Origin of the sequence: Mesorhizobium sp. CU3 (assembly GCF_006442965.1) — a bacterium.
Taxonomy (GTDB): domain Bacteria; phylum Pseudomonadota; class Alphaproteobacteria; order Rhizobiales; family Rhizobiaceae; genus Mesorhizobium.
The window spans coordinates 214906-241182 of record NZ_VFWX01000011.1 but is presented as its reverse complement, the minus strand read 5'-3'; the positions used below and the strand labels follow the sequence as shown (position 1 = coordinate 241182).

At 64.3% G+C, this 26277-nt stretch carries 22 protein-coding genes and 1 other RNA gene; 21 read left to right on the top strand and 2 right to left on the bottom strand.

Annotated features, from left to right (window positions below; translation table 11 throughout):
• Nucleotides 1-9: 9 nt before the first annotated feature.
• Nucleotides 10-3639 carry a hydantoinase B/oxoprolinase family protein gene (locus FJ988_RS18920; protein ID WP_140819858.1) on the bottom strand — a complete coding sequence of 1210 codons (3630 nt, stop codon included), beginning with the start codon at nucleotides 3637-3639 and terminating at the stop codon, nucleotides 10-12.
• Nucleotides 3640-3813: 174 nt separating this feature from the next.
• On the opposite strand from FJ988_RS18920, the gene FJ988_RS18915 reads away from it, so the two are divergent.
• From FJ988_RS18915 to FJ988_RS18890, 6 genes are all read left to right on the top strand, one after another.
• Nucleotides 3814-4023 carry a hypothetical protein gene (locus FJ988_RS18915; protein ID WP_140819857.1) on the top strand — a complete coding sequence of 70 codons (210 nt, stop codon included), beginning with the start codon at nucleotides 3814-3816 and terminating at the stop codon, nucleotides 4021-4023.
• Between the two features lie 132 nt (nucleotides 4024-4155).
• Nucleotides 4156-4875: a DnaJ family molecular chaperone gene (locus FJ988_RS18910; protein ID WP_140819856.1), complete on the top strand. Its 720-nt coding sequence runs from the start codon at nucleotides 4156-4158 to the stop codon at nucleotides 4873-4875.
• The gene (locus FJ988_RS18905) at nucleotides 4872-5639 is read left to right on the top strand and encodes an N-acetylmuramoyl-L-alanine amidase (protein WP_140819855.1); all 768 of its coding nucleotides are present in this window, start codon (nucleotides 4872-4874) and stop codon (nucleotides 5637-5639) included. Before FJ988_RS18910 ends, FJ988_RS18905 begins: the two co-directional genes overlap by 4 nt.
• A gap of 306 nt (nucleotides 5640-5945) precedes the next feature.
• Entirely contained in the window at nucleotides 5946-6533 is a 588-nt protein-coding gene (locus FJ988_RS18900; protein ID WP_246688589.1) for a lytic transglycosylase domain-containing protein, read from the top strand.
• Between the two features lie 65 nt (nucleotides 6534-6598).
• Nucleotides 6599-6995: RNase P RNA component class A (gene rnpB, locus FJ988_RS18895), an RNA gene on the top strand.
• A gap of 152 nt (nucleotides 6996-7147) precedes the next feature.
• Complete coding sequence (locus FJ988_RS18890; protein ID WP_140819853.1) at nucleotides 7148-7501, top strand: type II toxin-antitoxin system ParD family antitoxin; 354 nt, start codon at nucleotides 7148-7150, stop codon at nucleotides 7499-7501.
• 62 nt (nucleotides 7502-7563) lie between these two features.
• Here FJ988_RS18890 and FJ988_RS18885 read toward each other — a convergent pair whose 3' ends face one another.
• Nucleotides 7564-8679, bottom strand: a complete 1116-nt coding sequence (locus tag FJ988_RS18885) for a cystathionine gamma-lyase (protein ID WP_140819852.1) — start codon at nucleotides 8677-8679, stop codon at nucleotides 7564-7566.
• A 394-nt stretch (nucleotides 8680-9073) separates the two neighbouring features.
• Here FJ988_RS18885 and mraZ point away from each other — a divergent pair, with 394 nt between their 5' ends.
• The 15 genes from mraZ to ftsA all read left to right on the top strand — a co-directional run bounded on the left by mraZ (nucleotide 9074) and on the right by ftsA (nucleotide 26252).
• Entirely contained in the window at nucleotides 9074-9532 is a 459-nt protein-coding gene (gene mraZ / locus FJ988_RS18880; protein WP_140819851.1) for a division/cell wall cluster transcriptional repressor MraZ, read from the top strand.
• A complete protein-coding gene (gene rsmH, locus FJ988_RS18875; RefSeq protein ID WP_140819850.1) occupies nucleotides 9529-10545 on the top strand; it encodes a 16S rRNA (cytosine(1402)-N(4))-methyltransferase RsmH in 1017 nt (338 codons plus the stop codon). Before mraZ ends, rsmH begins: the two co-directional genes overlap by 4 nt.
• 4 nt (nucleotides 10546-10549) lie before the next feature.
• The gene (locus tag FJ988_RS18870) at nucleotides 10550-10945 is read left to right on the top strand and encodes a hypothetical protein (protein ID WP_140819849.1); all 396 of its coding nucleotides are present in this window, start codon (nucleotides 10550-10552) and stop codon (nucleotides 10943-10945) included.
• Nucleotides 10942-12666: a penicillin-binding protein 2 gene (locus FJ988_RS18865; RefSeq protein WP_140819848.1), complete on the top strand. Its 1725-nt coding sequence runs from the start codon at nucleotides 10942-10944 to the stop codon at nucleotides 12664-12666. The genes FJ988_RS18870 and FJ988_RS18865 overlap by 4 nt, the downstream gene beginning before the upstream one ends.
• A gap of 54 nt (nucleotides 12667-12720) precedes the next feature.
• On the top strand, nucleotides 12721-14175 hold the full coding sequence (locus tag FJ988_RS18860; RefSeq protein ID WP_140819847.1) for a UDP-N-acetylmuramoyl-L-alanyl-D-glutamate--2,6-diaminopimelate ligase: 1455 nt from the start codon (nucleotides 12721-12723) through the stop codon (nucleotides 14173-14175).
• Complete coding sequence (locus FJ988_RS18855; protein WP_140819846.1) at nucleotides 14172-15605, top strand: UDP-N-acetylmuramoylalanyl-D-glutamyl-2,6-diaminopimelate--D-alanyl-D-alanine ligase; 1434 nt, start codon at nucleotides 14172-14174, stop codon at nucleotides 15603-15605. The genes FJ988_RS18860 and FJ988_RS18855 overlap by 4 nt, the downstream gene beginning before the upstream one ends.
• A 28-nt stretch (nucleotides 15606-15633) precedes the next feature.
• Entirely contained in the window at nucleotides 15634-16716 is a 1083-nt protein-coding gene (mraY, locus tag FJ988_RS18850) for a phospho-N-acetylmuramoyl-pentapeptide-transferase (RefSeq protein ID WP_140819845.1), read from the top strand.
• An 8-nt stretch (nucleotides 16717-16724) separates the two neighbouring features.
• Nucleotides 16725-18128 carry a UDP-N-acetylmuramoyl-L-alanine--D-glutamate ligase gene (gene murD, locus FJ988_RS18845; RefSeq protein WP_140819844.1) on the top strand — a complete coding sequence of 468 codons (1404 nt, stop codon included), beginning with the start codon at nucleotides 16725-16727 and terminating at the stop codon, nucleotides 18126-18128.
• On the top strand, nucleotides 18128-19279 hold the full coding sequence (gene ftsW / locus FJ988_RS18840) for a putative lipid II flippase FtsW (RefSeq protein ID WP_140819843.1): 1152 nt from the start codon (nucleotides 18128-18130) through the stop codon (nucleotides 19277-19279). Before murD ends, ftsW begins: the two co-directional genes overlap by 1 nt.
• Nucleotides 19280-19285: 6 nt before the next feature.
• Nucleotides 19286-20410, top strand: coding sequence for an undecaprenyldiphospho-muramoylpentapeptide beta-N-acetylglucosaminyltransferase (gene murG, locus FJ988_RS18835; protein WP_140819842.1), 1125 nt, complete (start codon nucleotides 19286-19288; stop codon nucleotides 20408-20410).
• Nucleotides 20407-21813 (top strand): UDP-N-acetylmuramate--L-alanine ligase, encoded by a 1407-nt coding sequence (gene murC / locus FJ988_RS18830; protein WP_140819841.1) that lies wholly within the window; start codon nucleotides 20407-20409, stop codon nucleotides 21811-21813. Before murG ends, murC begins: the two co-directional genes overlap by 4 nt.
• Nucleotides 21810-22775 (top strand): UDP-N-acetylmuramate dehydrogenase, encoded by a 966-nt coding sequence (gene murB, locus FJ988_RS18825; protein ID WP_140819840.1) that lies wholly within the window; start codon nucleotides 21810-21812, stop codon nucleotides 22773-22775. The genes murC and murB overlap by 4 nt, the downstream gene beginning before the upstream one ends.
• Nucleotides 22776-23089: 314 nt before the next feature.
• On the top strand, nucleotides 23090-24016 hold the full coding sequence (locus tag FJ988_RS18820; RefSeq protein WP_140819839.1) for a D-alanine--D-alanine ligase: 927 nt from the start codon (nucleotides 23090-23092) through the stop codon (nucleotides 24014-24016).
• A complete protein-coding gene (locus FJ988_RS18815; RefSeq protein WP_140819838.1) occupies nucleotides 24004-24948 on the top strand; it encodes a cell division protein FtsQ/DivIB in 945 nt (314 codons plus the stop codon). The genes FJ988_RS18820 and FJ988_RS18815 overlap by 13 nt, the downstream gene beginning before the upstream one ends.
• Complete coding sequence (gene ftsA / locus FJ988_RS18810) at nucleotides 24945-26252, top strand: cell division protein FtsA (RefSeq protein ID WP_140819837.1); 1308 nt, start codon at nucleotides 24945-24947, stop codon at nucleotides 26250-26252. The genes FJ988_RS18815 and ftsA overlap by 4 nt, the downstream gene beginning before the upstream one ends.
• Nucleotides 26253-26277: the final 25 nt, after the last annotated feature.

Here is a 26277-nt window from a genome sequence, read left to right as displayed (position 1 = left end):
ACGGCAAATCTAGACTTTTCCGAACCCTCCAGGCGTCGGCGTGGTGACGATGACGGCCTCGCCGGCCTCGAGCGTCGTCTGATCGCAGGCCTTCAGCACGTCGACCGATCCGTCGTTGCGCCTGACCTTGGTCGAGCCGGCCTCGCCATCGCCGCCGCGGTCGAGACCTTGCGGCGGGCGGCTGCGGTGCGAGGAGAGGATCGCGCATTCCATCTTTTCGAGGAAGCGGATGGTGCGCCTGGTGCCGTCACCGGCGTTCCACTTGCCTTTGCCGCCGGAGCCTTCGCGAATGTGGAAGTCTTCCAGGACGACCGGGAAGCGCAACTCCAGCACCTCCGGGTCGGTGAGGCGCGAATTAGTCATGTGGGTGTGCACGCCGGATGTGCCGGCAAAGCCGCGGCCGGAGTTCATCTTACCGGCCGGCGAACCGGAGCAGATCGTCTCGTAATACTGGTACTGCTTGTTGCCGAAGGTGAGGTTGTTCATCGTGCCTTGCGCGTTGGCCATCGCGCCCATCGCGCCGAACAGCGCGTTGGTGACGTGCTGCGATGTCTCGACATTGCCGGCGACGACGGCCGCCGGATAGGCGGGCTTCAGCATGCAGCCGTCGGGGATGATGATGTTGATAGGTCTGAGACACCCGGCGTTCATCGGGATCATGTCCTCGACCATGACGCGGAAGGCATATAGCACGGCGGCACGGGCGACGGGTTCAGGCGCGTTGAAATTGTTCTTCATCACCGGCGAGGTGCCGGTGAAGTCGACCGTCGCCTCACGTTTTTTACGGTCTACGCTGATCTTCACCTTTATCATCTGGCCGGTGTCGGTCGCGTATTCGTAGGCGGAGCTGTCGGGCAGCCGCTCCAGTACGCGGCGCACGCTCTCGGCGGCATTGTCCTGGACATGGCCCATATAGGCTTCGACGACATCAAGGCCGAAATGGGTGACCATTTTTCGGAGTTCCGCGACACCTTTCTCGTTGGCGGCGATCTGCGCCTTGAGATCGGCGATGTTCTGGACCGGATTGCGTGCGGGATAGGGGTGGTCAGTAAGAAGCGTTTCGAGCTCCTTCTCGCGAAAACGGCCGCGGTCGACGATACGGAAATTGTCGAACAAGACGCCTTCCTCGTCGACCGTGGTGGCCAAGGGCGTCATCGAGCCGGGCGCCGTGCCGCCGACATCGGCGTGATGGCCGCGCGAGGCCGCCCAGAAGAGGATTTCCTTCTGCGCATCGTCGAAGACCGGCGTCACCACGGTGATGTCAGGCAGGTGCGTGCCGCCATTGTAAGGTGCGTTGAGCGCGAAGACGTCGCCGGGATGGATGTCGCCGGAATTCAGGCGGATGATGGTTTCCACGGAACGGTCCATGGAGCCCAGATGCACCGGCATGTGCGGCGCGTTGGCGACCAGCGCGCCGTGGCGGTCGAACACGGCGCAGGAAAAATCAAGCCGTTCCTTGATATTCACCGAATAGGCGGTGTTCTGCAGCGTCACGCCCATCTGCTCGGCGATCGACATGAAGAGGTTGTTGAACACCTCGAGCATCACCGGATCGGCCTCGGTGCCGAGCGCGGCGGCACGCGCCTTCCGTTCGGTCCGGCGGATCACGACGTGGTTGAGATTGGTGATTTCGGCGCGCCAGCCCGGTTCGACGACGATGGTCTGGTTCGCTTCGATGATCAGGGCAGGGCCGGCGACCAGGTTGGACGGGCGCAGGTCCTCGCGCCGGTGGATGCCGGCTTCGCGCCACTCTCCCTCGCAATAGATGCGGCGGGTTTCCGAGGCTTCGGCTTGGGCCTTGGCCGGTCCGGCGGGCGCAAGGGCTTCAGCTCTGGTCTCGGCGATTTCGGCGCCCTCGAGGCCGACCGCCTCGACGATCATCGGCTTGTTGTCATAGACGAAGCCGAATTGCGCCTTGTGGGCGGTTTCGAAATCGTGTCTGGCGCGGAAGATCGAGTCCTCTTCGAAATTCACCGGAAGCGTCGTGTCGGTGCCGTCATAACGAATGTGCAGCACCGGCTTGGTAGCGACTGCTTCGTTTGCGATGCCTTGCGCCGCGAGGTCGGCGATAACGGTTTTCCGCAAGTCGGCGATGAGATTGCCGATCTCGGCCCTGGATTCTTCGGCAAGCGGTTTGAGCAGGGCCTGCTGGCGCGAGGCGAAGACCGACGACAGGCCGATGCCGTAGGCCGAGAGCAGGCCGGAGAAGGGGTGGATCAGCACGGCTTCCATGCCGAGCGCATCGGCGACAAGGCAGGCGTGCTGGCCGCCGGCGCCGCCGAAACAGTTGAGCAGATATTCGGTGACGTCGTAGCCGCGCTGCACCGAGATCTTCTTGATGGCGTTGGCCATGTTCTCGACGGCAATGGTGACGAACCCTTCCGCTACGGCTTCCGGCGAGCGGCCGTCGCCGATCTCGGCGGCGAGCGCCGTGAATTTGTCGCGCACGGTCGCGGCATCGAGCTGCCGGTCCTGTCCAGGGCCAAAGATCGCCGGGAAGAAATCGGGTTGCAGTTTGCCGAGCATGACATTGGCGTCGGTGACGGCGAGCGGGCCGCCGCGCCGGTAGGCGGCCGGGCCTGGATTGGCGCCGGCGGAATCCGGGCCGACGCGGAAGCGGCCGGCCTCATAATGCAGGATCGAGCCGCCGCCGGCGGCGACGGTGTGGATACGCATCATCGGCGCGCGGATGCGCACGCCGGCGACCTCGGTGTCGAAGGCGCGCTCATAGTCGCCGTCATAATGGGCGACGTCCGTCGAGGTGCCGCCCATGTCGAAGCCGATGACCTTTTCGAAGCCGGCGAGCTTCGCCGTTTCGACCATGCCGACGACGCCGCCGGCCGGGCCCGACAGCAGCGCATCCTTGCCCTGGAACATGTCGGCGGCGGTGAGCCCTCCCGACGACATCATGAACATCAGGCGCGGGTCGGCGCCCAGTTCTCCCGCCACCCTTTGCACATAGCGCGACAGGATCGGCGACAGATAGGCATCGACTACGGTGGTGTCGCCGCGGCCGACCAGCTTGATCAGCGGCGAGACTTCGTGGCTGACGGAGATCTGGCCGAAGCCGATCTTGCGGCAGACTTTGGCCACGGCCTTTTCATGGTCCGGGTATTTCCAGGCATGCATGAAGACGACGGCGACTGCGTCGATGCCGTCGGCTTTTGCCTGCTCGATCGCCGGGCGGCAGGCAGCTATGTCCAGCAGGCGCTCGACGCAACCGTCGGCGAGCACGCGCTCGTCGATCTCGATCACCCGCTCGTAGAGCTGTTCCGGCAGGATGATCTCCTTTGCGAAGATGTCCGGCCGCGCCTGGTAGGCGATGCGCAGCGCATCGCGAAAACCCTTGGTGGTGAGCAGCAGCACGCGGTCGCCCTTGCGCTCGAGCAGCGCATTGGTGGCAACTGTGGTGCCCATTTTGACGTCGCCGACCGCGCCCGCGGGGATGGCGACGCCCGCTTTCAGCCCGAGCAGGTCGCGGATGCCCTGGATCGCGGCGTCGCTATAGGCTTCCGGATTCTCGGACAGCAGCTTTCGAGGATGCAGGCCACCGTCGGGGTCTCTGCCGATGACGTCGGTGAAAGTGCCGCCGCGATCGATCCAGAAATCCCATTTTTTGGTCGCGTTCGCGTTCGTCATGCTGCTTCACCCAATTCGCTGAAGCCGTGTGCCGCAAGCCCACGGTTTTCAAGCCCGGCAATCGTAAGTTGGTGTTACACAAGGAAATGCAACGTTACGAAACTCTGGCTTCGCTGGCGCATTTCTTATCCGACCGCTCACCGAAACGTGAGCGTTATTTGAAGGAGAGATATGATGAAGAAACTCATTCTTGCTTCGGTTTCGGCTCTGGCCCTGCTGGGCGTCGCGGCCTGCAGCGACAGCGGCAAGGGTACGGACACCACCACCACCCAGAGCACCAACCCGCCGGCCACCGATACGATGAAGCCGGCTACTCCCGACGCTCCGAAGCCTGCCGAACCGGCTCCGGCAACAAATCCGGCTCCTGCCGCCCCTGCGCAGTAAGAGCTAGAATAGTATTCGAGAAGGCCGGCGACCTGCCGGCCTTTTTCGTATGATCGGCCGACACGAACCGTCAATGCCCTGCGGCATCGTCCCGACTTGATAGAACCGCCCGGTTCGCTCTATGAAGCGCCAATGTCGATTTGGGACCGCCTTGGCGACTTCATCGCTCGTGTTTCGTCGTCGGCGTCCTCGGGCGTCGCGGACGTCGTGGAAGCTGTGCGGACAGTGTTTTCCGGCGATCCGGACCTGCGCCGCCGCGTTGCTTTTTCGGTGGCGATGATCGCGCTCTCGGCCAAAATGGCCAAGGCCGACGGCATCGTCACGCAAGACGAGGTGCGCGCCTTCCAGGAAATCTTCGAGGTACCGCCCAGCGAAACGCGCAACGTGGCGCGGCTCTACGACATCGCCAAGCAGGATGTTGCAGGGTTCGAGATCTATGCGCAGCGCATGGCAGGGCTCTGCGGCTCCGGTCATGCAAACTGCATGATGCTGGAGGACATTCTCGACGGCCTGTTCCATATCGCCAAGGCGGACGGGCTGATTCATGAGCACGAAGGGCAGTTCCTGCATCGCATTGCCGAGATTTTCCGCATCGACGAAGCGCATTACGAGGCGATCCTGTCCAGGCATGTCAATCTCGGCGCCGCCGACCCTTATGTCGTTCTGGGCATCGAGCGCGGCAAGCCGTTCGAGGAAGTCAGGAAGCGTTATCGCAAGCTGATCTCCGACAATCACCCCGATCGGCTGATCGCGCGTGGCCTGCCGCAGGAATTCATCAAGATCGCCACGACCAGGGTGGCGGCGATCAATGCAGCCTATGAGATGATCGAACGGGGCCTTAGGCACGCATGAGCGGCTTTCTCCCCGACCAGCCGGGTGCCGAGGTCAGGGTGTCGCCGAATTTCGGCCCGCGCCGCGAGACGCTGAGGCCCGATATGATTGTGCTCCACTATACCGGCATGGCGACCGGGGCCGGCGCCGAGGCATGGTTGTGCGATCCGGCAAGCGAAGTGTCCTCGCATTATCTGGTCCATGAGGACGGCCGCATCGTCCAGATGGTGCGCGAGAGCGACCGCGCCTGGCATGCCGGAAAAAGCTCCTGGTTCGGCCGAACCGACATCAACTCCTGTTCGGTCGGTATCGAGATCGTCAATCCCGGGCATTCGCTGGGCTACAAAGCGTTCCCGAAACGGCAGATCGATGCCGTGATCGACCTGTGCGCGGGAATAATCGGCCGGTACTCTATACCGCCCCAACTGGTGCTGGCGCATTCGGACGTGGCGCCGGGACGCAAGGTCGATCCCGGTGAGAAATTCCCCTGGAAAGCCTTGTTCACCGCTGGCGTCGGCCATCTCGTGCCTGCGGCGCCGATAAGGCTAGGCGCGACCTTGAAAGCCGGCGACGCGGGCGCCGATGTCGAGGCGCTGCAATCGATGCTGGCGCTCTATGGCTATGGTGTCGAGATATCCGGCGTCTACGACCGGCAGACGGAAATCGTGGTGTCGGCTTTTCAGCGGCATTTTCGCCGGCGCCTGGTCGACGGGGTGGCCGACGGCTCGACCATCCGCACGCTGCAAAGGCTGCTGGCTTCCGTCAAGGCAGGCACCGCGGAATAGTCGCGGCAAGTTACTTAGATTACAATCCTGTCACTGAAAGTGAATTGCCTCGCCTTCATTGGCGCCAATTCGGCCGTCACATGCCTCTCCCGCAAGTCGTCGGACCTCTAGCCTCCCGGATATCCCGACGTTGAATTGGCGCAATCGTGCGAAGTTCTTCGCACGGTTCTAACAGAACAGGACTACATGCGAAATTTGACCGTTGTAGCGGCAGCCGTTGCTGCCGGAGTGATGACTTTTTCCTTCAGCCCGGCGAACAGTGCGCCCTTGAGCCTTCGAGCCGACAATGGCTTCGCCGCTGCCCCCATAACGCCCAAGGCAGCCAAACCCGGCAAGGTTGCCAAGAGAACCGCCACGGCGAAGGTGCAGAAGGCGGCCGCGATCAAGCCGGCAAAATCAACGGCCAAACGGGCCAAGCGCAGCAGAGCGGCCATCGACCTCACCACGACCGCTTCCATCCACCCCGACATCCACCCCGAGAAACCCGAAGTGTCTTCATCCGTCTCCGGCGGCGACTATTCGGCGATCATCTCGCGCTATGCGACGAGTTACGGCGTTCCGGTGTCGCTGGCCAAGGCGGTCATCAAGATCGAAAGCAACTACCGGCCGCATATGGTCGGCGGCGCCGGCGAGATCGGCCTGATGCAGATCAAGCCGGCGACGGCGCGCATGATGGGCTATACCGGTTCGGTCAAGGGGCTGTTCGACCCCGACACCAACATAAAATACGGCATGAAATACCTCGCCATGGCGCGGGATCTCGGCGGCGGCACCACATGCGGCACGATCCTGAAATACAATGCCGGCCACGGCGCGACGCGGATGAATCCGGTCTCGGCCGCCTATTGCAGCAAGGTCAAGGTGCAGATGGCCGCGCTCGGCTCGCCGGTGTGACGAAGCGGGTATAAGCCCGCTTTTTCATTTGCGTTTTCAGGAGGAAATCCCTTTATACGCGCTTGCCAGCTGGCCGGGCGGCCGCACCCGCGAGAGCCGAAAGGCTGCGGGTGAGGAAAGTCCGGGCTCCATGGAGACACGGTGCCGGCTAACGGCCGGCGGGGGCGACCCCAGGGAAAGTGCCACAGAAAGCAAACCGCCGCGGCCTCGGCCGCGGCAAGGGTGAAAGGGTGGGGTAAGAGCCCACCGCGCGACCGGCAACGGAAGCGGCAGGGCAAACCCCACCGGGAGCAAAACCGAATAGGGGCGGTGCGAGGGGAAACCTTCGAGGGCTGTTTCCGGCCCACCGCCCGGGTAGGTTGCGTGAGGCGCATGTCAACATGCGCCCAAGATGAATGGCCGCCACGTTCTCGCCGCAAGGCGAGGGCCATACAGAACCCGGCTTACAGGCCAGCTGGCATTTTCTCCCATAGCGATACGAAATCAGAAGGTTACGCCGATAGGCGTGCCGTTTGATTCAGATGCCGGCGCGATGGGCGCTCAAACTCCGCCAATCCAGTCCTTGAAGCTGGTGCGATTAAATCGTACCTTCCAGGAAAGAACAGGAGCATGTCATGGGACAGGTCGACAAACGCAGCATCACGCTTTCGCCGGAACTGGCGCAGGCGGTCGACGACGTTGTCGCCGCCGGAGAATATGCTTCCGCCAGCGAAGTGATCCGCGATGCGCTGAGGCAATGGAAGGATCGCCGCGACCTGCTCGGCTACACCGTCGAGGAATTGCGCAAGCTGGTGCAGGAAGGCATCGACAGCGGGCCGGGACGATTTGCCTCGATGGACGAAATCAAGGCTGAAGCGCGTAACGACAGGTTGTCTAACGGCCCTGAGGGCGGGGAGATTGTGGACGGGTCGGTATTCCTAGAGCGCTTGCGCGCCAAATATGCTGCGATGTCGGACTCGAAGAAGTGAGATAGAGAGCTATCGCTCTTAGGTCGATGCTGCCGCTTGTCCTCCTGCCGGGACCCAGGGCTTTAACCGCCGATCCTATCCAGCGACGCCTCGATGGCGCGCCACAACTCGTCCACCGGTTCGCAGCCGATCGACAGGCGCACGAAACCGGGCGGCACGGCGTCGCCGCGTTTCGAGCGTCGCTCGGCGGACGTATGCACGCCGCCGAACGAGGTCGCCGATTCGATCAGCGGGCAATCGTCGATGAAAGCTTCCGCCTTCTGCTCCGAGGCCAGTTCAAAAGAGATGAGAAAGCCGAAGCGCTCCATCTGGGCGCGCGCCAGATTGTGCGAGGGATCGCCGTCTAGGCCGGGATAGCGCAGGCCACTGACCGCGCGGTGGGCTTTTAGCCTCTTTGCGATCGTTTCGGCCGAGGAGCACATGCGGTCGAAGCGCACCTCCAGCGTCTCCAGGCCGCGATGCACCAGCCATGCCTCGAAAGGCCCGGGAATGCCGCCGGCCAGGCTGCGCCAGTCCGTCACCTTGGCGACGATCTCGGCATCGCGGCTGGCGACATGGCCGAAAAGCACGTCGGAGTGGCCGTTCACGGCCTTGGTGTCGGCGGAGACGACGATGTCGGCGCCGAGGTCGAGAGGGCGTTGGCCGAAGGGCGTCATCGTCGTGTTGTCGATGACCAGCAGCCCATCCTGTCCGTGAACGGCTTCGGCCACCGCCGCGATGTCGCAGATGTCCAGCCGCGGGTTGGACGGGGTCTCGGCGAAAACCAGCCGGTAGCCGTCGAAGCCGCTGTCGAGGAAGGTCGGCGTCGGCCTGGTGTCGTAGGCGATGCCGAGCGGCTTTAGAAAACGCTCCGCCATGGCGCGCGTGGCATGATAGCCGTCGGACGGCAGAAGCACGCGGTCGCCGGCTTTCAGCAGCGCGAAAAACACCGACGATATGGCGCCCATTCCGGACGGGAAGGTGACGCATTGCGCATCTTCGAGATGCCCCAGCGCGTGCTCGACGGCGCGCCAGGTCGGATTGTCGTAGCGGCCATACTGATCGAAGCCGGCCTCGGCGCCCGGCGTGTGGAAGATCGAGGCCATGGTCAGCGTCAGGGGGATCGGATCGCCCTTGGCGAAATCGCTGCTGCGCAGATGGGCGAGTGCCGCGGCGCGGGACTTCGCGGTTTCGGACATGAGGCTCATTTCCTTCGGCTGAACGGCAATCGCCGCCGACGCTATGCGCGGCCGGCGTTCGCAGCAAGCCGCGTCGTTTTGGGCCAGACAGCTCTAAACGCTTCGTTAGGCTTAATGGAGGATAAAGACGAGACGTGCCTTCAGCCTGCGCTTTCTGGTTGTGGTGCGCGTGTTTGTGATGCCTGTTCCCGTTGACGCCCATAGTGCCCCATGATATCCCATTTAAATCAAGCATTCGTTCCGCGTCAGGGTGAAGCGTACGCCAATCGGGCAGCCGCGGCGGCTGAACGTTTGTCGGTTTTTGCCCCGGTGAATGAAGCGGTTTGGCGCGTGCGCGGGGGCGCGGAGAACAACATGGGAAGGGGTGCGGCGGCGGAAGCGGCTGTAGCGTTCATTGGACCGATTTCTGTCAAATGCTCTGAACAGGATCGACGCGAAGGGGCGGGTGTCCGTTCCGGCGCATTTCCGCGCTGTCGTGCAGAAGCGCGGCTATGCGGAACTCTATGCGCTGCGCTGCCTGGACCTGCCGGCGATGGATGTCGGCGGGCTCGATCTGCTCGACCGCTACGAGCAGCGGATCGCGCTGGAAGACCCGTTCCTGCAGACGGCGGACGACATGTCGTTCTTCTGCCATGGCGACGGGACGTTTCTGAAGCTGGACCAGGACGGCCGCATCACCATGACCGATTTCATCCGCGAGCATACGGGCATCTCGAACGAGGTGGCCTTTGTCGGCCGCGGCAATTTCTTTCAAGTCTGGGAGCCGGGACGGCTTGCCGCCTATGGGGCGCAGGCGCGGGCCAGGCTGTTGCAGCTTCGGCAGGGGACGAAGCCCGGGGAGCGATCGGAATGATGGCTGGCCACGGCGATGACCCTCACGCCGTTGGCGGACTGGCCCGCCACATTCCGGTCCTCCTTGCCGAAATGCTTCAGGCTCTCGAGCCGAAGCCGGGCGAGACGATCGTCGACGGGACGTTCGGCGCCGGCGGCTATACCGGCGCGATCCTCGATCGCGGCGCTTCGGTCGTCGCCATCGATCGCGATCCGGATGCGATCGCGGCGGGCAAGGCGCTTGAAGAAAAGGCCGGTGGCAGGCTGAGGCTTGTCCAGGCGCCGTTCTCGACGCTGGACGAGTATGTCGAAAGCGCCGACGGCGTGGTGCTCGATATCGGCGTTTCGTCCATGCAGCTCGATCAGGCCGAGCGCGGCTTTTCCTTTCGCGCCGACGGACCGCTTGACATGCGCATGGCGCAGGCGGGCCTTTCCGCCGCCGACGTCGTCAACAGCTTCAAGGCGGGCGACCTTGCCCGCATCTTCGGCTTCCTCGGCGAGGAGCGCCATGCCGGCCGCATCGCCCGCATGATCGAGAGCCGGCGCGAGAAGCGTCCGTTCGAGCGCACGCTCGACCTCGCCGACGCCATCGCCACCCATATCGGTCGTACGCCGAAGGACAAGATCCATCCGGCGACCCGCGTCTTCCAGGCGCTGCGCATCTTCGTCAATGACGAGCTTGGTGAACTGGCGAGAGCGCTGTTTGCCGCGGAGCGCATGCTGAGGCCCGGTGGACGGCTGGCGGTGGTGACCTTCCATTCGCTGGAAGACCGCATCGTCAAGCGCTTCATCGCCGATCGCGCCGAGGCGGCCAGCGGCTCGCGCCATATGCCCGACACGCCGTCGCGCGTGGCGACCTTCCGCAAATCCGGCGGCGGCGTCACGCCGGGCGAGGCTGAGACAGAAGCCAATCCGCGGGCGCGCTCGGCCCGGCTGCGCGCGGCAATCCGCACCGAGGCGCCGGCGCGCGCCGGCGATTTTTCGATTTTCGGCCTTCCAAAGCTTCCCGCCGTCGAACGGCCGGGGGAGAGGTGAGCACGTGTTTCGTACCAGCGACATAGTCCTGATCGCCGTCATGGTCTCGGCCGCGGCCCTGACCTACAAGACCAAGCGCGAAGCCGAGGAACAGCTGAAGGCTGTGCAGAAGATCCAGGCGCAGATCCACTATGAGGAAGAGACGATCGATCTCCTCAAGGCGGATTGGAGCCTGCTCACCCAGCCGTCGCGGCTGCAGAAGCTTGCCGATGTCTATAAGGGCCAGCTCGGGCTCGAGCCCGTCAACGCCCACCAGATCGGCAGCCTCGACGACATTCCGGTGAAACCCTTGACCATCGAGGACCTCACCTCGCAACGGCTCGGCGGCATGGCCGACAATTCCGGCAAGGAGCCTTCGGACGACAAGGATCCAGTGGTCACCGGGAGCACCGTTCAATGATCGGTAGGCTTCCAAGGATCGGCAACCTGCTGAAGCGCCGCAAGAAGGCTGCCGAGGACGGCTCGATCGTCGTCGACGCCACGCGCAAGGCGACCGGCGGCAAGGCAAAGACGCGCATCGTCATGACGATGGCGGTGTTCTTCACCATCTATTCGACCATCGCCGGTCGTCTCGTCTATCTCGGCATGCAGAACCCGGACCTGTCGGGCGGCCCGGAGAGCCGGGTCACGGCATCGCGTCCGGATATCGTCGATCGCAATGGCGAGGTGCTGGCGACCGATATCAAGACGGCGTCGCTGTTTGCCGAGCCGCGGCGCATCGTCGACGCCGACGAGGCGATCGAGAAACTGTCGACGGTGCTGCCCGAGATCGACTACGAGCAGACCTATCGCAAGCTCAAGAGCGGCGCCGGCTTCGTCTGGCTGCAGCGGCAGCTGACGCCAAAGCAGCAGTCCGACATCATGGCGCTCGGCGTTCCCGGCCTTGGCTTCCGCACCGAAAAGCGCCGCTTCTATCCGAGTGGCGAGACCTCCTCCTACATTGTCGGCCTCACCAACATCGACAACCAGGGCATCTCCGGCATGGAGAAGTATGTCGACGAGCAGGGCTTGAGCGACCTGCAGGCGTCGGGCCTTGCTGTGGCCAAGGACCTGAAGCCGGTCCGGCTTTCGATCGACCTGCGTGTCCAGCATGTGGTGCGCGACGAGATCGCCGCGGGCCTGGAGCGTTATCGCGCGCTCGGCGCTGGCGGCGTCGTGCTCAACATCAAGACCGGCGAAGTGATCGCCATGGCCTCGGTGCCGGATTTCGATCCGAACAATCCTTACAACGCGCAGGAAAAGGACCGGCTGAACCGCATGTCGGCCGGCCTCTACGAGATGGGCTCGACCTTCAAGAGCTTCACCTCGGCGATGGCGCTCGATTCCGGCAAGGCGACGATGAACAGCCGCTTCGACGCCTCGCATCCGATCCGGGTCGGCCATCAGGCCATTCACGATTTCCACGGCAAGAACCGCGTGCTGTCACTGCCCGAGGTGTTCCTGTATTCATCCAACATCGGGTCGGCCAGGGAGGCCGAGCTGGTCGGCATCGAGGGCCACCGCGAATTCCTGCATCGCCTCGGCATTCTGGACCGGATGCAGACCGAGTTGCCGGAAGTCGCCCGTCCGACCGAACCAAAGGTCTGGAAACAGGTCAATTCCTTCACCATCGCCTTCGGCCATGGTGTGTCGACGACGCCGCTGCAGGCCGCCGTCGGCTGCGCCGCGCTGATGCAGGGCTATCTGATCCAGCCGACCTTCCTAGTCCGCAGCGAGCAGGATGCCATGGCGGTCGCCAAGAGAGTGGTCAGCGACAAGACCGTCGAAGGCATGCGCTACCTCTACACGCTCAACGCCGAGAAGGGCTCGGCCAGGAACGCCAGGGCGCCCGGCTACCGCGTTGGCGGCAAGACCGGAACGGCCGAAAAGGTCATCAACGGCCGCTACTCCAAGGACCTGAATTTCAACACCTTCGTCGCCGCCTTCCCGATGGACGATCCGCAATATCTGGTGTTCACGATCGCCGACGCCCCGCATCCGGAAAAGCCCGGCATGACCGACGTCGCTGCCAACAATGCGGGTGTCATGGCGGGCAACATCATCCGGCGTTCGGCGGCCATGCTTGGCGTGAAGCCAGATTTCAGCCATGAAAATGGTGCAACGCTGGTTTCCTATCAATGATTCTTAGGGCGCGCCGGCAACAGCGCGCTATTTTGTTGCAGTGAACGGGACTCAATGCACCTTAAAGATCTAGCCGGTATCCTGCCTGTCGAGGGAACTGCTTCCCGCGATTTGGAGGTGACCGGCCTATCCTCCGATTCCCGCGCGGTCAAAACCGGCGTGGTCTTTTTCGCTTTGGCCGGCAGCAAGGCCGACGGTTCGGCCTATGCCGCCGATGCCGCGGCGCGAGGCGCCATCGCCGTCGTTGCAGGCAAGGGCACCGCCATTTCCAGCCTGTCCGTGCCTGTTCTGAACGTGGACGATCCACGCCTGGCGCTGGCGCTGAGCGCGGCGCGCTTCTTCGGCAGGCAACCGCAAACCATGGTCGCCGTCACCGGCACTGCCGGCAAGACGTCCGTCGCCACCTTCACGCGCCAGATCTGGGAGCAGGCAGGTTTTGCCGCCGCCTCGATCGGCACGACCGGCGTGGTGGCGCCCGGCCGCAACGACTACGGCTCGCTGACCACGCCCGACCCGGTGGCGCTGCATCAACTGCTCAAGGAACTGGCCGACGCCGGTGTTACCCACGCCTCGATGGAGGCCTCCAGCCATGGTCTCGACCAGCGCCGGCTCGACGGCGTGAAGCTCGCCGCCGGCGCCTTTACCAATCTCGGCCGCGACCACATGGACTACCATCCGACGGTCGAGGACTATCACCGCGCCAAATTGCGCTTGTTCGACACGCTGCTGCCCAAGGGCGCGCCGGCCGTCATCTTCGCCGACGATCCCTGGTCCGAACCGACTGTGAAAGCCGCACAGGCGGCCGGCTTGAAGGTACTCACCGTCGGCCGCCACGGCAATTTCCTGACGCTGAAGCGGGTCGAGCATGAGCGGCGGCGCCAGCGCGCCGAGGTCGAAATCGACGGCGTGCTGCACGAAATCGACCTGCCGCTGGCCGGCGACTTCCAGATCGCCAACGCGCTCGTCTCGGCCGGCCTCGCGATTTCGACTGGAACGCCGGTCGACAAGGCCTTGGCCGCGCTTGAGAAATTGAAGGGCGCGCCGGGACGGCTCGATCTTGTCGGCACCACCGCCGCGGGCGCTCCGGTCTATGTCGACTATGCGCATAAGCCCGACGCGCTGGAAAACGTGCTGACCTCGGTTCGGCCCTTCACTACCGGCCGCGTCGTCGTGGTGTTTGGCTGTGGCGGCGACCGCGACCGCGGAAAAAGGCCGATCATGGGCGAGATCGCGACCAGGCTCGCCGATGTCGTTATCGTCACCGATGACAATCCGCGCACGGAAGTGCCCGAAACCATCCGCGCCGCCATCCTTGCCGCCGCGCCCGGCGCCATCGAGATCGGCGACCGCCGCAAGGCGATCCATCAGGCAGTGGCGATGCTGCATGCTGGCGACACGCTGATCGTCGCCGGCAAGGGGCATGAGGAAGGCCAGACCATCGGCAGCGAAACCTTCCATTTCTCCGACCATGAGGAAGTGCGCGAAGCGCTGACGGAGCGCGCTGCATGAGTCTTTTGTGGACGTCCGAAGCGCTGGTCGATGCCATGGGCGGCAGGCCCATCGGCTCGCTGCCCGAAGGCATCACCGGAATTTCCATCGACAGCCGCAGCCTGGAGCCAGGCGACGCTTTCTTCGCCATCAAGGGCGAAGCCATGGACGGCCATGATTTCGCGACCGCCGCGGTGAAAGCGGGTGCCGCGGTGCTGGTCGTCGCCGAAGGCAAGCTGCCGTCACTCGGCCGGCTGACGGCGCCGATGATCGTCGTGCAGGACGTGCTTGCGGCGCTGGAGAAGCTTGGCGTCGCGTCGCGTGCCCGCGCCAAGGCCAGGATCATCGCGGTGACTGGTTCGGCCGGCAAGACGACGACCAAGGAAGCGCTGCGCCATGTGCTGTCGGCCGTCGGCAAGGTGCATGCCTCGGCGCAGTCGTTCAACAACCATTGGGGCGTGCCGCTGACCTTGGCGCGGATGCCCGAGGATTGCGACTACGCCGTCTTCGAGATCGGCATGAACCATCCCGACGAGATCAGGCCGCTGGTCAAGATGGTGAGGCCGCATGTCGCCATCGTCACGATCATCGCTGCGGCGCATCTCGGCTTCTTCAAAAATCTCGACGAGATCGCCAAGGCCAAGGCCGAGATTTTCGAAGGGCTGGAGCCCGGAGGTGCTGCGGTGCTGAACCGCGACGATGCGCGCTGGAAGCTGCTCGAGAAAATGGCGAAGGAAGCCGGCGTCGAGCATATCTTCGGTTTCGGCGAGAACGGGCGCTCGACCTTCCGGCTCACCAGTTGCGAGCTCTACGCCGACCATTCCGACATCGCCGCCAAGATCGGCAAGCAGGATGTGACGGCGCGGATCGGCGCGCCGGGCCGGCATATGGTGCAGAACGTGCTGGCCGTGCTGGGCGCCTCGAAGCTGGCCGGCGCCGATCTCGACAAGGTCGCGGCGGCGCTCGCCGACCTGTCGGCCGAGCGCGGGCGCGGCCGCCGCCATGTCCTACGCCACCCGAACGGGCCGATCACGCTGATCGACGAGAGCTACAACGCCAATCCGGCGTCGATGGCCGCCGCCATGGCGCTGCTTAACGCTACGCCGGTCTCGGGCGAGGGCAGGCGCATCGCCGTGCTCGGCGACATGCTGGAGCTCGGCAGTCATTCGGCCAGGCTGCATGCCGACCTTGCCGAACTGATCATCGGTACGGGAACGCGCAACGTGTTTCTCGGCGGCCCGGAGATGCGGGCGCTGGCCGAGATCCTGCCATCCGACATCGAGACCGAATACCGCGCCGGCGCGGAAGAGCTGAAGCCGATCGTGATCTCGGCGCTGAGGCCCGGCGACGTGGTGATGGTGAAGTCGTCGAAAGGCATTGGCTTCTCAAAGCTCGTCGAGGCCTTGCTCGGCAAATTTCCGGCGGAAGCCACCAACATTCATCCGACTTGAGCGTCGGGCTCCGGGGGACGGAAAGACCATGTTCACACTGCTCGTCGATTTCGCGGACAAGATCTCGCTCTTCAACGTCTTCCGCTACATCACCTTCCGCACCGGCGGCGCGCTGATCACCTCGGCGCTGATCGTCTTCATCTTCGGGCCGACGATCATCAATTCGCTGCGCCTGCGGCAAGGCAAGGGCCAGCCGATCCGCGCCGACGGCCCGCAGACGCATTTCAAGAAAGCCGGAACCCCGACCATGGGCGGGCTGATGATCCTGTCCGGCATCATCGGCTCCTCGCTTTTGTGGGCGAACCTTTCCTCGATCTATGTCTGGGTGGTGCTTCTGGTCACCGTCGGCTTCGGCTCCATCGGCTTCTATGACGACTACCTCAAGGTCACCAAACAGTCGCATCTGGGCTTTTCCGGCAAGGCGCGGCTGGGGCTCGAATTCATCATCGCCGGCATCGCCGCCTGGGTGATCATGCACAACGGCCAGGCGCCGTTCTCGTCGTCGCTGACCTTTCCGTTCGCCAAGGAGTTCCTGATCAATCTCGGCTGGTTCTTCGTGCCGTTCTCCTGCTTCGTCATCGTCGGCGCCGGCAATGCGGTGAACCTGACCGACGGCCTCGACGGCCTGGCGATCGTGCCGATCATGATCGCGGCGGCGTCCTTCGGCGTCATCGCCTATCTCTCCGGCAACGCGATCTTCGCCGAATATCTGCAGATCCATTTCGTGCCCGGCACCGGCGAACTGGCCGTCGTGCTCGGCGCGGTGATCGGCGCCGGCCTCGGCTTCCTGTGGTTCAACGCGCCGCCGGCCGCGATCTTCATGGGCGACACCGGCTCGCTGGCGATGGGCGGCCTGATCGGCACCGTCGCGGTCGCCACCAAGCACGAGATCGTGCTGGTCATCGTCGGCGGCCTATTCGTGGTCGAGATCCTGTCGGTCATCATCCAGGTCGGCTATTTCAAGATGACCGGCAAGCGCGTCTTCCTGATGGCGCCGATCCATCATCATTTTGAAAAGCTCGGCTGGACCGAAAGCCAGGTGGTGATCCGCTTCTGGATCATCGCGGTGATCCTGGCGCTGGTCGGCCTCTCCACCCTCAAGCTCAGATAGGACGCCGCTTGATCCCCGCCGCATCCTTTTCTGGCAAACGCGTTTCGCTCTTCGGGCTTGGCGGTTCGGGGATCGCGACCGCGCATGCGCTGATCGCGGGCGGCGCCGAGGTGCTGGCCTGGGACGACAATCCCGACAGCGTCGCCAAGGCGGCGGCCGCCGGCATTGCGACCGGCGACCTGCGCGCCGCCGACTGGCAGCGCTTCGCCGCCTTCGTGTTGTCGCCCGGCGTGCCGTTGACCCATCCCAAGCCGCACTGGACGGTGGAACTGGCGCGCGGCGCCGGCGTCGAGGTGATCGGCGATATCGAGCTGTTCTGCCGCGAGCGCATCCAGCGTGCCCCAAGCGCACCGTTCATCGCCATCACCGGCACCAACGGCAAGTCGACGACGACGGCGCTGACGGCGCATATCCTGAAATCGGCCGGGCGCGACACGCAGATGGGCGGCAATATCGGCCGCGCCGTCATGACGCTCGATCCGCCCGAACCTACGCGGCACTACGTGGTAGAGTGTTCGTCCTACCAGATCGACCTCGCGCCCTCGATCAACCCGACCGCCGGCATCCTGCTCAACCTGACGCCCGACCATCTCGACCGGCACGGCACGATGGCGCATTACGCCTCGATCAAGGAAAGGCTGGTCGCTGGCTCGGACACCGCGATCGTCGGCGTCGACGATTCCTGGTGCGCGCAGATCGCCGACCGGCTGGAGCGGGCGGGCCGGCAGGTCGTGCGCATCTCCAAGCGCCTGCCGCTGACCGACGGCTATTTCGCCGACGGCACCAATCTGATGGAAGCCGTGGATGGCCGCTACAGCCGCGTCGCCTTCCTCCAAGGCATCGGCTCGCTGCGCGGCCAGCACAATGCGCAGAATGCGCTGGCCGCCGTCGTCGCCTGCCTGAAGGTCGGGCTGGAGCTTGGCGAGATCCAGGCCGGACTCGAAAGCTTCCCGGGGCTGGTGCACCGCATGGAGCAGGTCGGCCGCAAAGGCCATGTGCTGTTCGTCAACGATTCCAAGGCGACCAATGCCGATGCGGCCGCGCCCGCGCTGTCGAGCTTTCCCAACCGCATCTACTGGATCGCCGGCGGCCTGCCCAAGGAAGGCGGCATCGAGCCGCTGCGCGGTTTCTTCCCGCGTATCGCCAAGGCCTATCTGATCGGCGAGGCCGCACCGGCCTTTTCGGCGACGCTCGGCGAGGCGGTGCCTTACGAAATATCCGGAACGCTTGCGGCCGCGGTCGAACACGCCGCCAACGACGCGGCGAATGACGGTGGCGGCGAGGCCGTGGTGCTGTTGTCGCCGGCCTGCGCCAGTTTCGACCAGTTCAAGAATTTCGAAGTTCGCGGCGAAGCCTTCAGGCAAGCTGCGGCTGCTATTGATGGGGTGATACCCATCGGAGGGCCACGTTGATGCAAAGCCGTCTCGACAAAAGTCCTGTCGCCACCTGGTGGTGGACGATCGATCGCTGGTTCCTGGCCGCGTTCCTGTCACTCATGGGACTGGGCATCATCTTGTCCTTCGCGGCGAGCCCCGCGGTGGCCGAGCGTATCGGTCTCGACAGCTTCCACTTCGCCACCCGACAGGTCATCTTCACCATCCCGGCGCTGATCGTCATGCTTGCCGTCTCCTTCCTGCAGGCGCGGCAGATAAGGCGCATGTCGCTGGTGATGCTGTGCATCATGCTGGTGCTGATGGTGGCGGTGCTCTATGTCGGCGTCGAGGTGAAGGGCGCGCGGCGCTGGGTGTCGCTCGCCGGCCTTTCCATCCAGCCGTCCGAATTCCTGAAGCCCGCCTTCGTCATCATCTGCGCCTGGCTGTTTGCCGAGCACAAGCGCCAGCCGGATATCCCCGGCAACCTGTTCGCTCTTTTGCTTCTGGTGCTGGTGATCTCGCTTCTGGTGGCGCAGCCCGACCTCGGCCAGACCATGCTGGTGACCGGCACCTGGGGCGTCATGTTCTTCATGGCCGGCCTGCCATGGCTGTGGATCGCCGCTCTCGGCGTCATCGGCGCAAGCGGCCTGTTCGCCGCCTATTCGGTGTTCCCGCACGTTGCGCTACGCATCGACAAGTTCCTGACCGGCGAAGGCGATACGTTCCAGGTCGACATGGGCCGCGAGGCGCTGATCAACGGCAGCTGGTTCGGTGTCGGGCCGGGTGAGGGAACCGTAAAGCGCATCGTTCCGGATGCTCACACCGATTTCGTCTTCTCGGTCGCCGGCGAAGAGTTCGGCCTGATCATGTGCTTCTTCATCATGTCGATCTTCGCCTTCATCGTGCTGCGCGGCTTGAACATCGCGCTCAAGGAGCATGACGATTTCACCCGCTACTCCGTCGGCGGGCTGGTCACCGTCTTCGGGCTGCAGTCGGCGATCAACATGTGCGTGAACCTGCAACTGATGCCGGCCAAGGGCATGACGCTGCCCTTCATCTCCTATGGCGGCTCCTCGCAGATAGCGATCGCCATCTCGATGGGCATGGTGCTGGCGCTGACGCGCAAGCGGCCGGAAAAGCGCAAGCAGATGGGCTTCGCGCTGTCGCAGCGCCCTATGCCGGCGGAATGAGGCGGGATGGCAAAAGGTGTCATCCTTTTGGCGGCCGGCGGCACGGGCGGGCATCTGTTCCCGGCCGAGGCGCTGGCGCATGAGCTGATCGAGCGCGGCTGGAAGGTGCATCTGGCCACCGACCACCGCGCCGAGCGCTATTCGGCCCAGTTCCCCGCCGTCAACATCCACGCGATCCCGTCGGCGACGCTCGGCTCGAAGAATCCGATCGCAGTGCTGTCGGCCTTCTGGATGATCTGGCAAGGGGTGCGTAAAGCGGGACGGGTGATCGGCAAGATCAAGCCCGGGGCCGTCGTCGGCTTCGGCGGCTATCCGACGTTGCCGCCGCTCTATGCCGCGACGCGGCGCAAGGTGCCGACGCTGATCCATGAGCAGAATGCCGTCATGGGCCGCGCCAACAAGGCGCTGGCAAGCCGCGTCGACGCGATCGCCGGCGGCTTCCTACCCGAGGGGGAAAGTGCCGACGGCGCCAAAACCGTAACCACAGGCAATCCGGTCAGGCCGCAGGTGCTGGAAGCTGCGAAGACGCCTTATGTGGCGTCCAATGACGGCGAGCCGTTCCGCTTCCTGGTGTTCGGCGGCAGCCAGGGTGCGCAGTTCTTTTCCGACGCGGTGCCGGCGGCGATCGCACTGCTGCCGGAAGACCAGCGCAAGCGGCTGGTGATCACGCAGCAGGCGCGCGCGGAGGATGTGGCGCGGGTCAAGGCCGCCTACGCCGAACTCGGCGTTGACGTGCAGGTCTCGCCTTTCTTCACTGACATGGCGGCGCGCATGGCGACGGCGCATCTGGTGATGTCGCGCTCCGGCGCCTCGACGGTCTCGGAGATCGCCGTCATCGGCCGGCCGGCGCTGCTGGTGCCTTATCCGCACGCGCTCGACCACGACCAGGCGGCGAACGCAGCAGCCCTTGCCGCGGCCGGCGGCGCCGAGCTTCACCCGCAATCGACGCTCTCACCGGAGCGGGTCGCGGAACTGGTCGGCGGGCTGATCAAGGATCCTGGCCGGCTGTCGGCCATGGCCGCCGCCGCCCGTTCCGCCGGAAAGCCCGACGCGGCGCGGTTGCTCGCCGATCTCACAGAGGCTATTGCGTCCGGCAAAACGGTTTCGGACTACAGGAGGACGCGCGCATGAAGATGCCGCAGACGATTGGCCTCGTGCATTTCATCGGCATCGGCGGCATCGGCATGAGCGGCATTGCCGAGGTGCTGCACAATCTGGGCTACAAGGTGCAAGGCTCCGACCAGGCCGACGGCGCCAATGTGCAGCGCCTGCGCGACAAGGGCATCGAATGCTTCGTCGGCCACAGGGCCGAGAATCTCGGCGACGCCGAGGTTGTGGTGGTATCGACGGCCATCAAGAAGTCGAACCCGGAACTCAAGGCCGCGCGCGAAAAAAATCTGCCGATCGTGCGCCGCGCCGAGATGCTGGCCGAGCTGATGCGCTTCCGGCAGGCGATTGCCATCGGCGGCACGCATGGCAAGACGACCACCACCTCGATGGTGGCGACGCTGCTCGAGGCCGGCGGGCTCGACCCGACCGTCATCAATGGCGGCATCATCAATGCCTATGGCACCAATGCGCGCATGGGCGACGGCGAATGGATGGTGGTCGAGGCGGACGAGAGCGACGGCACCTTCCTGAAATTGCCGGCCGACATCGCCGTCGTCACCAACATCGACCCCGAGCATCTCGACCACTATGGCAGCTTCGACAAGGTGCGCGAGGCGTTTCGCCAGTTCGTCGAGAACGTGCCGTTCTACGGTTTCGGCGTGATGTGCACCGACCATCCGGAAGTCCAGGCGCTGGTCGGCCGCATCGAGGACCGGCGCGTCATCACCTATGGCGAGAACGCGCAGGCCGACGTGCGCTTCGCCAATCACCGCATGCAGGGCGCGACCTCCGAATTCGACGTGGTGATCCGCGACCGCAAGGGACGCGGCACGACGGCGATCAACGGCCTGCGGTTGCCGATGCCCGGCCGCCACAACGTCTCGAACGCGACCGCCGCAATCGCGGTTGCGCATGAGCTCGGCCTCTCGCCCGAGGCGATCAAGAAGGGTCTGTCGTCCTTTGCCGGCGTCAAGCGCCGCTTCACCCACACCGGGACCTGGAACGGCGTCGAGGTGTTCGACGATTACGGCCACCATCCTGTCGAGATCGCGGCGGTGCTGAAGGCCGCGCGCAGCGCCACCAAGGGGCGGGTGATCGCGATTGCGCAGCCGCATCGCTTTACCCGATTGCACGACCTGTTCGAGGAATTCTCCGTCTGCTTCAACGATGCCGACACCGTGATGGTGGCGCCGGTCTATGCCGCCGGTGAAGAGCCGATCGAAGGCGTGACTTCCGACGCGCTGGTGTCGCGCATCCGCTCCGGCGGCCACCGCGACGCACGCTATATCGACGGCGCGGCGGCAATCGCGCCAGCCATCCGCGAGCTTGCCAAGCCCGGCGACTTCGTCGTCTTCCTCGGCGCCGGCAACATCACGCAATGGGCCTATGCGCTGCCCAGGGAGCTCGGGGGGACGCCGGCATGATGCGTGGCCAGGCGCTCATCGACAAGCTTGGCGAGCGGCTTGCCGGCCTGCGCGGCCGCGTCACGCCCAATGCCGAGATGGACAAGATTACCTGGTTCCGCGCCGGCGGCCTGGCGGAAGCGCTGTTCCAGCCGGCCGACGAGGAAGACCTCGCGGCATTCTTGCGCGCCGTGCCGGAGGAAATACCGATCATGGTGGTCGGCGTCGGCTCCAACCTTCTGGTGCGCGACGGCGGCATTCCCGGTTTCGTCGTCAGGCTTTCGGCCAAGGGTTTCGGCGAGGCCGAAGTCACCGGACCGACCACGATCAAGGCAGGTGCTGCCACGCCGGACAAGCGTGTCGCGGCTGTCGCCTATGAAGCCGGCATCGGCGGCTTCCATTTCTATCACGGCATTCCGGGCGCCATCGGCGGCGCGCTTCGGATGAATGCCGGCGCCAACGGCGTCGAGACGCGCGAGCGCGTCGTCGAGGTGCGGGCGCTCGACCGCAAGGGCAATCTTCACACACTGAGCAATGCCGATATGGGTTACGCCTATCGCCATTCCTCAGCGCCCGCCGGACTGATCTTCACCTCGGCGATTTTCGAAGGCGTCGCCGAGGACAAGGGGGCGATCAAGGCGCAGATGGATGCGGTGCAGAACCACCGCGAGACGGTGCAGCCGATCCGCGAGAAGACCGGCGGTTCGACCTTCAAGAATCCGGAAGGCACCTCGGCCTGGAAGGAGATCGACAAGGCCGGCTGCCGCGGGCTGATGATCGGGGGTGCGCAGATGTCGCCGATGCACTGCAACTTCATGATCAACACCGGCACCGCGACCGGCTACGATCTCGAATATCTCGGCGAGACGGTGCGCGCGCGCGTGCTCGAGAATTCGGGCATCCGGCTGCATTGGGAAATCAAGCGGCTCGGCAATTTCCGTCCCGATCATGCGGTGCAGGAGTTCCTGGGGCAACTCCTTTAGCTAAGTCTGAAGTTCAAGTGATACTTGAACTTCCAGAAGGTCTGAATGATCGCAAAACCGTTGCCTTAAAGACTCACAATTCACTTTTTGCGGCTATTTTCGCGGAAAGTGAATCTCTCGGATTCATAGGCACTTGCCAGGGAATCAACTCTCTGATTCTCTGCCCTAAAGCGTTTCCTGATTTGAGTCGTTCGACGCGTTAAGTCGCGTTTTCCGTCTGGGGGGCAACCTGCCGGAAGACTCGGACTCAATGCTCGGGAATGCGCTGCTGGAATTTCGGTTGCAGGCCCGGCGTGAGAGGGGAAATGGCGGGAATGAAGAAGAAACATGTGGCTGTGCTCCTGGGTGGATTCTCCTCGGAACGGCCCGTGTCTCTGTCCTCGGGGAAGGCGTGTGCGGATGCGCTCGAGAATGAAGGCTACAAGGTCACCCGCGTCGATGTTTCGCGCGATGTCGGGGCTGTGCTCGCCGAGCTCAAGCCCGACGTCGCCTTCAATGCGCTGCACGGTCCGTTCGGCGAGGACGGCACCATCCAGGGAATTCTCGAATATCTTGGAATTCCCTACACTCATTCGGGTGTGCTCGCATCGGCGCTGGCCATGAACAAGGAGCAGGCGAAGAAGGTCGCCAAGGCGTCCGGCATTCCGGTCGCGGAATCCAAGGTGGTCAATCGCTTCGCCATCCAGAGCAAGCATCCGATGAAGCCGCCTTACGTGGTCAAGCCGGTTAATGAAGGATCGAGCTTCGGCGTCGTCATCGTGCATGAGGGGCAGTCGCATCCGCCGCAGGTGATCGGCTCGTCGGAATGGAAATATGGCGAGATCGTCATGGTCGAGCGCTACGTCCATGGGCGCGAGCTGACCTGCGCGGTGATGGGCGATGTGGCGCTCGGCGTCTGCGAGATCATCCCGACCGGGCATTCCTTCTACGACTACGATTCAAAATACGTGCCGGGCGGATCAAAACACGAAATCCCTGCTAAAATTTCACCGAATATTTACCAAAAAATACAGACACTGGCCCTCAAGGCTCATCTTGCCATCGGTTGCCGGGGCGTCTCCCGGTCGGACTTCCGTTACGACGACCGTCACTCCGAAAACGGCGAGGTTGTCTGGCTCGAGGTCAACACCCAGCCGGGCATGACGCCGACGTCTCTTGTGCCTGAAATCGCCGCGCAAGCGGGACACTCGTTCGGCGATTTGTTGAGTTGGATGGTGGAGGACGCTTCGTGTCTGCGTTGAGGTTGGGACAGGGCAAGGGCAGCGGCGCGGCCGGTTTCGCGCTGTTCGGCATGCCGCTGTCGTTCGACCATTTCGTTTTGCCGCGCCAGTTGCGCAGGCCGGTCCGTCTGCTCGGGCGCCTGTGCGGCGGCGAGTACGAGGCGCCGCGCTTTTCGGCGGCGATCCTGTCCGCTGCCCTGATCGCATCGAGCAGCGCCTATGGCGCCTATCTCGGCGGCTATGGCGACAGCATCGTGCAGGGCGTGACGGCGCGTACCGGCTTCGCCGTCGACCAGATCAAAGTGATCGGCAACCGCCAGACATCCGAGATCGACGTGCTCGACCGGATCGGCCTCGACGGTTGGACCTCGCTGATCGGCTTCGATGCCGAGGCCGCGCGCGAACGCATCGCGACGCTGCCCTGGGTCGAGGGCGCCTCGGTGCGCAAGATCTATCCGCATACGCTCGAAGTTCATATCGATGAGCGCGAGCCTTTCGCGCTTTGGCAGCAGGGCGATTCGGTTTCGGTCATCGAGCGTTCCGGCGAGGTGATCGCACCCTTTTCGGGCGGCAGGCAGGCCTTGCTGCCGCTGATCATCGGCACCGGCGCGCCGGCTGTGGCGCCGGATTTCGTTGAGAAGATCAAGCGCTATCCCGAGCTTGCCGCGCGGGTCAAAGGCTATATCCGGGTCGGCGAACGGCGCTGGGACCTGAGGCTCGAGAACGGCATCACCATCAAGTTGCCGGAAGACGGCGAGGACCAGGCGATCGCCGAGCTCGTCAAGATCGATCATGACGATGGCTTGCTGACGCGCGACATCGCTGCGGTCGACATGCGGCTCACCGACCGGCTGGTCGTGGAGCTGTCGCCGGAAGCGGCGACGCAGCGCGAGGCCGCGCTCACCGACAAGCCGAAGAGCCCGACCAAGCACAAAGCGGGGACGAAGATATGAGCTGGCTTGGTGGCGGCAGTGATCAGTCTTCGCGCCGGTCGGGCACGCTCACCGTGCTCGATGTTGGCTCGAGCAAGGTTTGCTGCGTGGTGGCGAAGCTCAAGCCGAACGAGGACGGCAAGCTGTTGCGCGGGCGCTCGCACCGCATCCAGGTGATCGGCATCGGCCATCAGAAATCGCAAGGCGTGAAGTCGGGCGTCGTGGTCGACCTCGATCGCGCCGAGCACGCCATTCGCCTCGCTGTCGACGCGGCCGAGCGCATGGCCGGGCTTACGGTCGATTCGCTCATCGTCAACATGACGGCGGGCCGCCTGAAGAGCGAGGCCTTCTCGGCGACCATCAATCTCGGCGGCCATCAGGTCGAGGAAGCCGACATCAAGCGCGTGCTCGCGGCCGGCGCCAAGCAGGCGCTGAGGGCCGAGCGCGAGGTCATCCATTCGCTGCCCGTCGGCTTCTCGCTCGATGCCGAGCGCGGCATGCGCGATCCGCGCGGCATGGTCGGCGATGCGCTTGGCGTCGACATGCATGTGCTGACCGGTGACGCGGCACCCATGCGCAATCTGGAGCTCTGCATCAACCGCTCGCATCTGTCGGTCGAGCGCATGGTGGCGACGCCCTATGCCAGTGGGCTTGCCGCCTTGGTCGACGACGAGCTCGAAATGGGCGCCGCCTGTATCGACATGGGCGGCGGCACCACGACGATCTCGGTGTTTTCGGAAGGCAAGTTCGTGCATGGCGATGCCATCGCCATCGGCGGCAACCATGTGACGCTCGACATGGCCAAGGGCCTGTCGACCTCGCTCGACGCGGCCGAGCGGCTGAAGGTGATGCACGGCTCGGCGCTGCCCGGCAGCGCAGACGACCGCGACCTGGTCTCGATCCAGCCGATCGGCGAGGAAGGCGAGGTGCCGCTGCAGATACCGCGCTCGGTGATGACGCGCATCGTGCGCGCCCGCATCGACGAGACGCTGGAGCTGTTGCGCGACCGGCTGAACAAGTCGGGCTACGGCAATGCCGTGGGAAAACGCGTCGTGCTTACCGGCGGCGCCAGCCAGCTCTCCGGTCTGCCGGAAGCGGCGCGCCGCATTCTCGGGCGCAATGTGCGCATCGGCCGGCCGCTCGGTGTGGCGGGCCTGCCGGAAGCGGCGAAGGGGCCGGCGTTCTCGACGCCGGTCGGACTGCTGATCTATCCGCAGATGGCGAGCTTCGAGAGCCATTCGGCGAAAGGACTTTCCGGTTTCAGGATGACCGGGACGGGCGGAAAACTGCATCGCATGAGTCAGTGGTTGAGAGACAGTTTTTAATTGACGGGGACAGCCCCATAGGCGG

Bases quoted from the DNA above. Each gene is read 5' to 3' on its own strand.
- FJ988_RS18920 (WP_140819858.1), bottom strand. From the start codon at position 3,639: ATGACGAACGCGAACGCGACCAAAAAATGGGATTTCTGGATCGATCGC.
- FJ988_RS18915 (WP_140819857.1), top strand. From the start codon at position 3,814: ATGAAGAAACTCATTCTTGCTTCGGTTTCGGCTCTGGCCCTGCTGGGC.
- FJ988_RS18910 (WP_140819856.1), top strand. From the start codon at position 4,156: ATGTCGATTTGGGACCGCCTTGGCGACTTCATCGCTCGTGTTTCGTCG.
- FJ988_RS18905 (WP_140819855.1), top strand. From the start codon at position 4,872: ATGAGCGGCTTTCTCCCCGACCAGCCGGGTGCCGAGGTCAGGGTGTCG.
- FJ988_RS18890 (WP_140819853.1), top strand. From the start codon at position 7,148: ATGGGACAGGTCGACAAACGCAGCATCACGCTTTCGCCGGAACTGGCG.
- FJ988_RS18885 (WP_140819852.1), bottom strand. From the start codon at position 8,679: ATGTCCGAAACCGCGAAGTCCCGCGCCGCGGCACTCGCCCATCTGCGC.
- rsmH (WP_140819850.1), top strand. From the start codon at position 9,529: ATGATGGCTGGCCACGGCGATGACCCTCACGCCGTTGGCGGACTGGCC.
- FJ988_RS18865 (WP_140819848.1), top strand. From the start codon at position 10,942: ATGATCGGTAGGCTTCCAAGGATCGGCAACCTGCTGAAGCGCCGCAAG.
- FJ988_RS18860 (WP_140819847.1), top strand. From the start codon at position 12,721: ATGCACCTTAAAGATCTAGCCGGTATCCTGCCTGTCGAGGGAACTGCT.
- FJ988_RS18855 (WP_140819846.1), top strand. From the start codon at position 14,172: ATGAGTCTTTTGTGGACGTCCGAAGCGCTGGTCGATGCCATGGGCGGC.
- mraY (WP_140819845.1), top strand. From the start codon at position 15,634: ATGTTCACACTGCTCGTCGATTTCGCGGACAAGATCTCGCTCTTCAAC.
- ftsW (WP_140819843.1), top strand. From the start codon at position 18,128: ATGCAAAGCCGTCTCGACAAAAGTCCTGTCGCCACCTGGTGGTGGACG.
- murG (WP_140819842.1), top strand. From the start codon at position 19,286: ATGGCAAAAGGTGTCATCCTTTTGGCGGCCGGCGGCACGGGCGGGCAT.
- murC (WP_140819841.1), top strand. From the start codon at position 20,407: ATGAAGATGCCGCAGACGATTGGCCTCGTGCATTTCATCGGCATCGGC.
- murB (WP_140819840.1), top strand. From the start codon at position 21,810: ATGATGCGTGGCCAGGCGCTCATCGACAAGCTTGGCGAGCGGCTTGCC.
- FJ988_RS18820 (WP_140819839.1), top strand. From the start codon at position 23,090: ATGAAGAAGAAACATGTGGCTGTGCTCCTGGGTGGATTCTCCTCGGAA.
- ftsA (WP_140819837.1), top strand. From the start codon at position 24,945: ATGAGCTGGCTTGGTGGCGGCAGTGATCAGTCTTCGCGCCGGTCGGGC.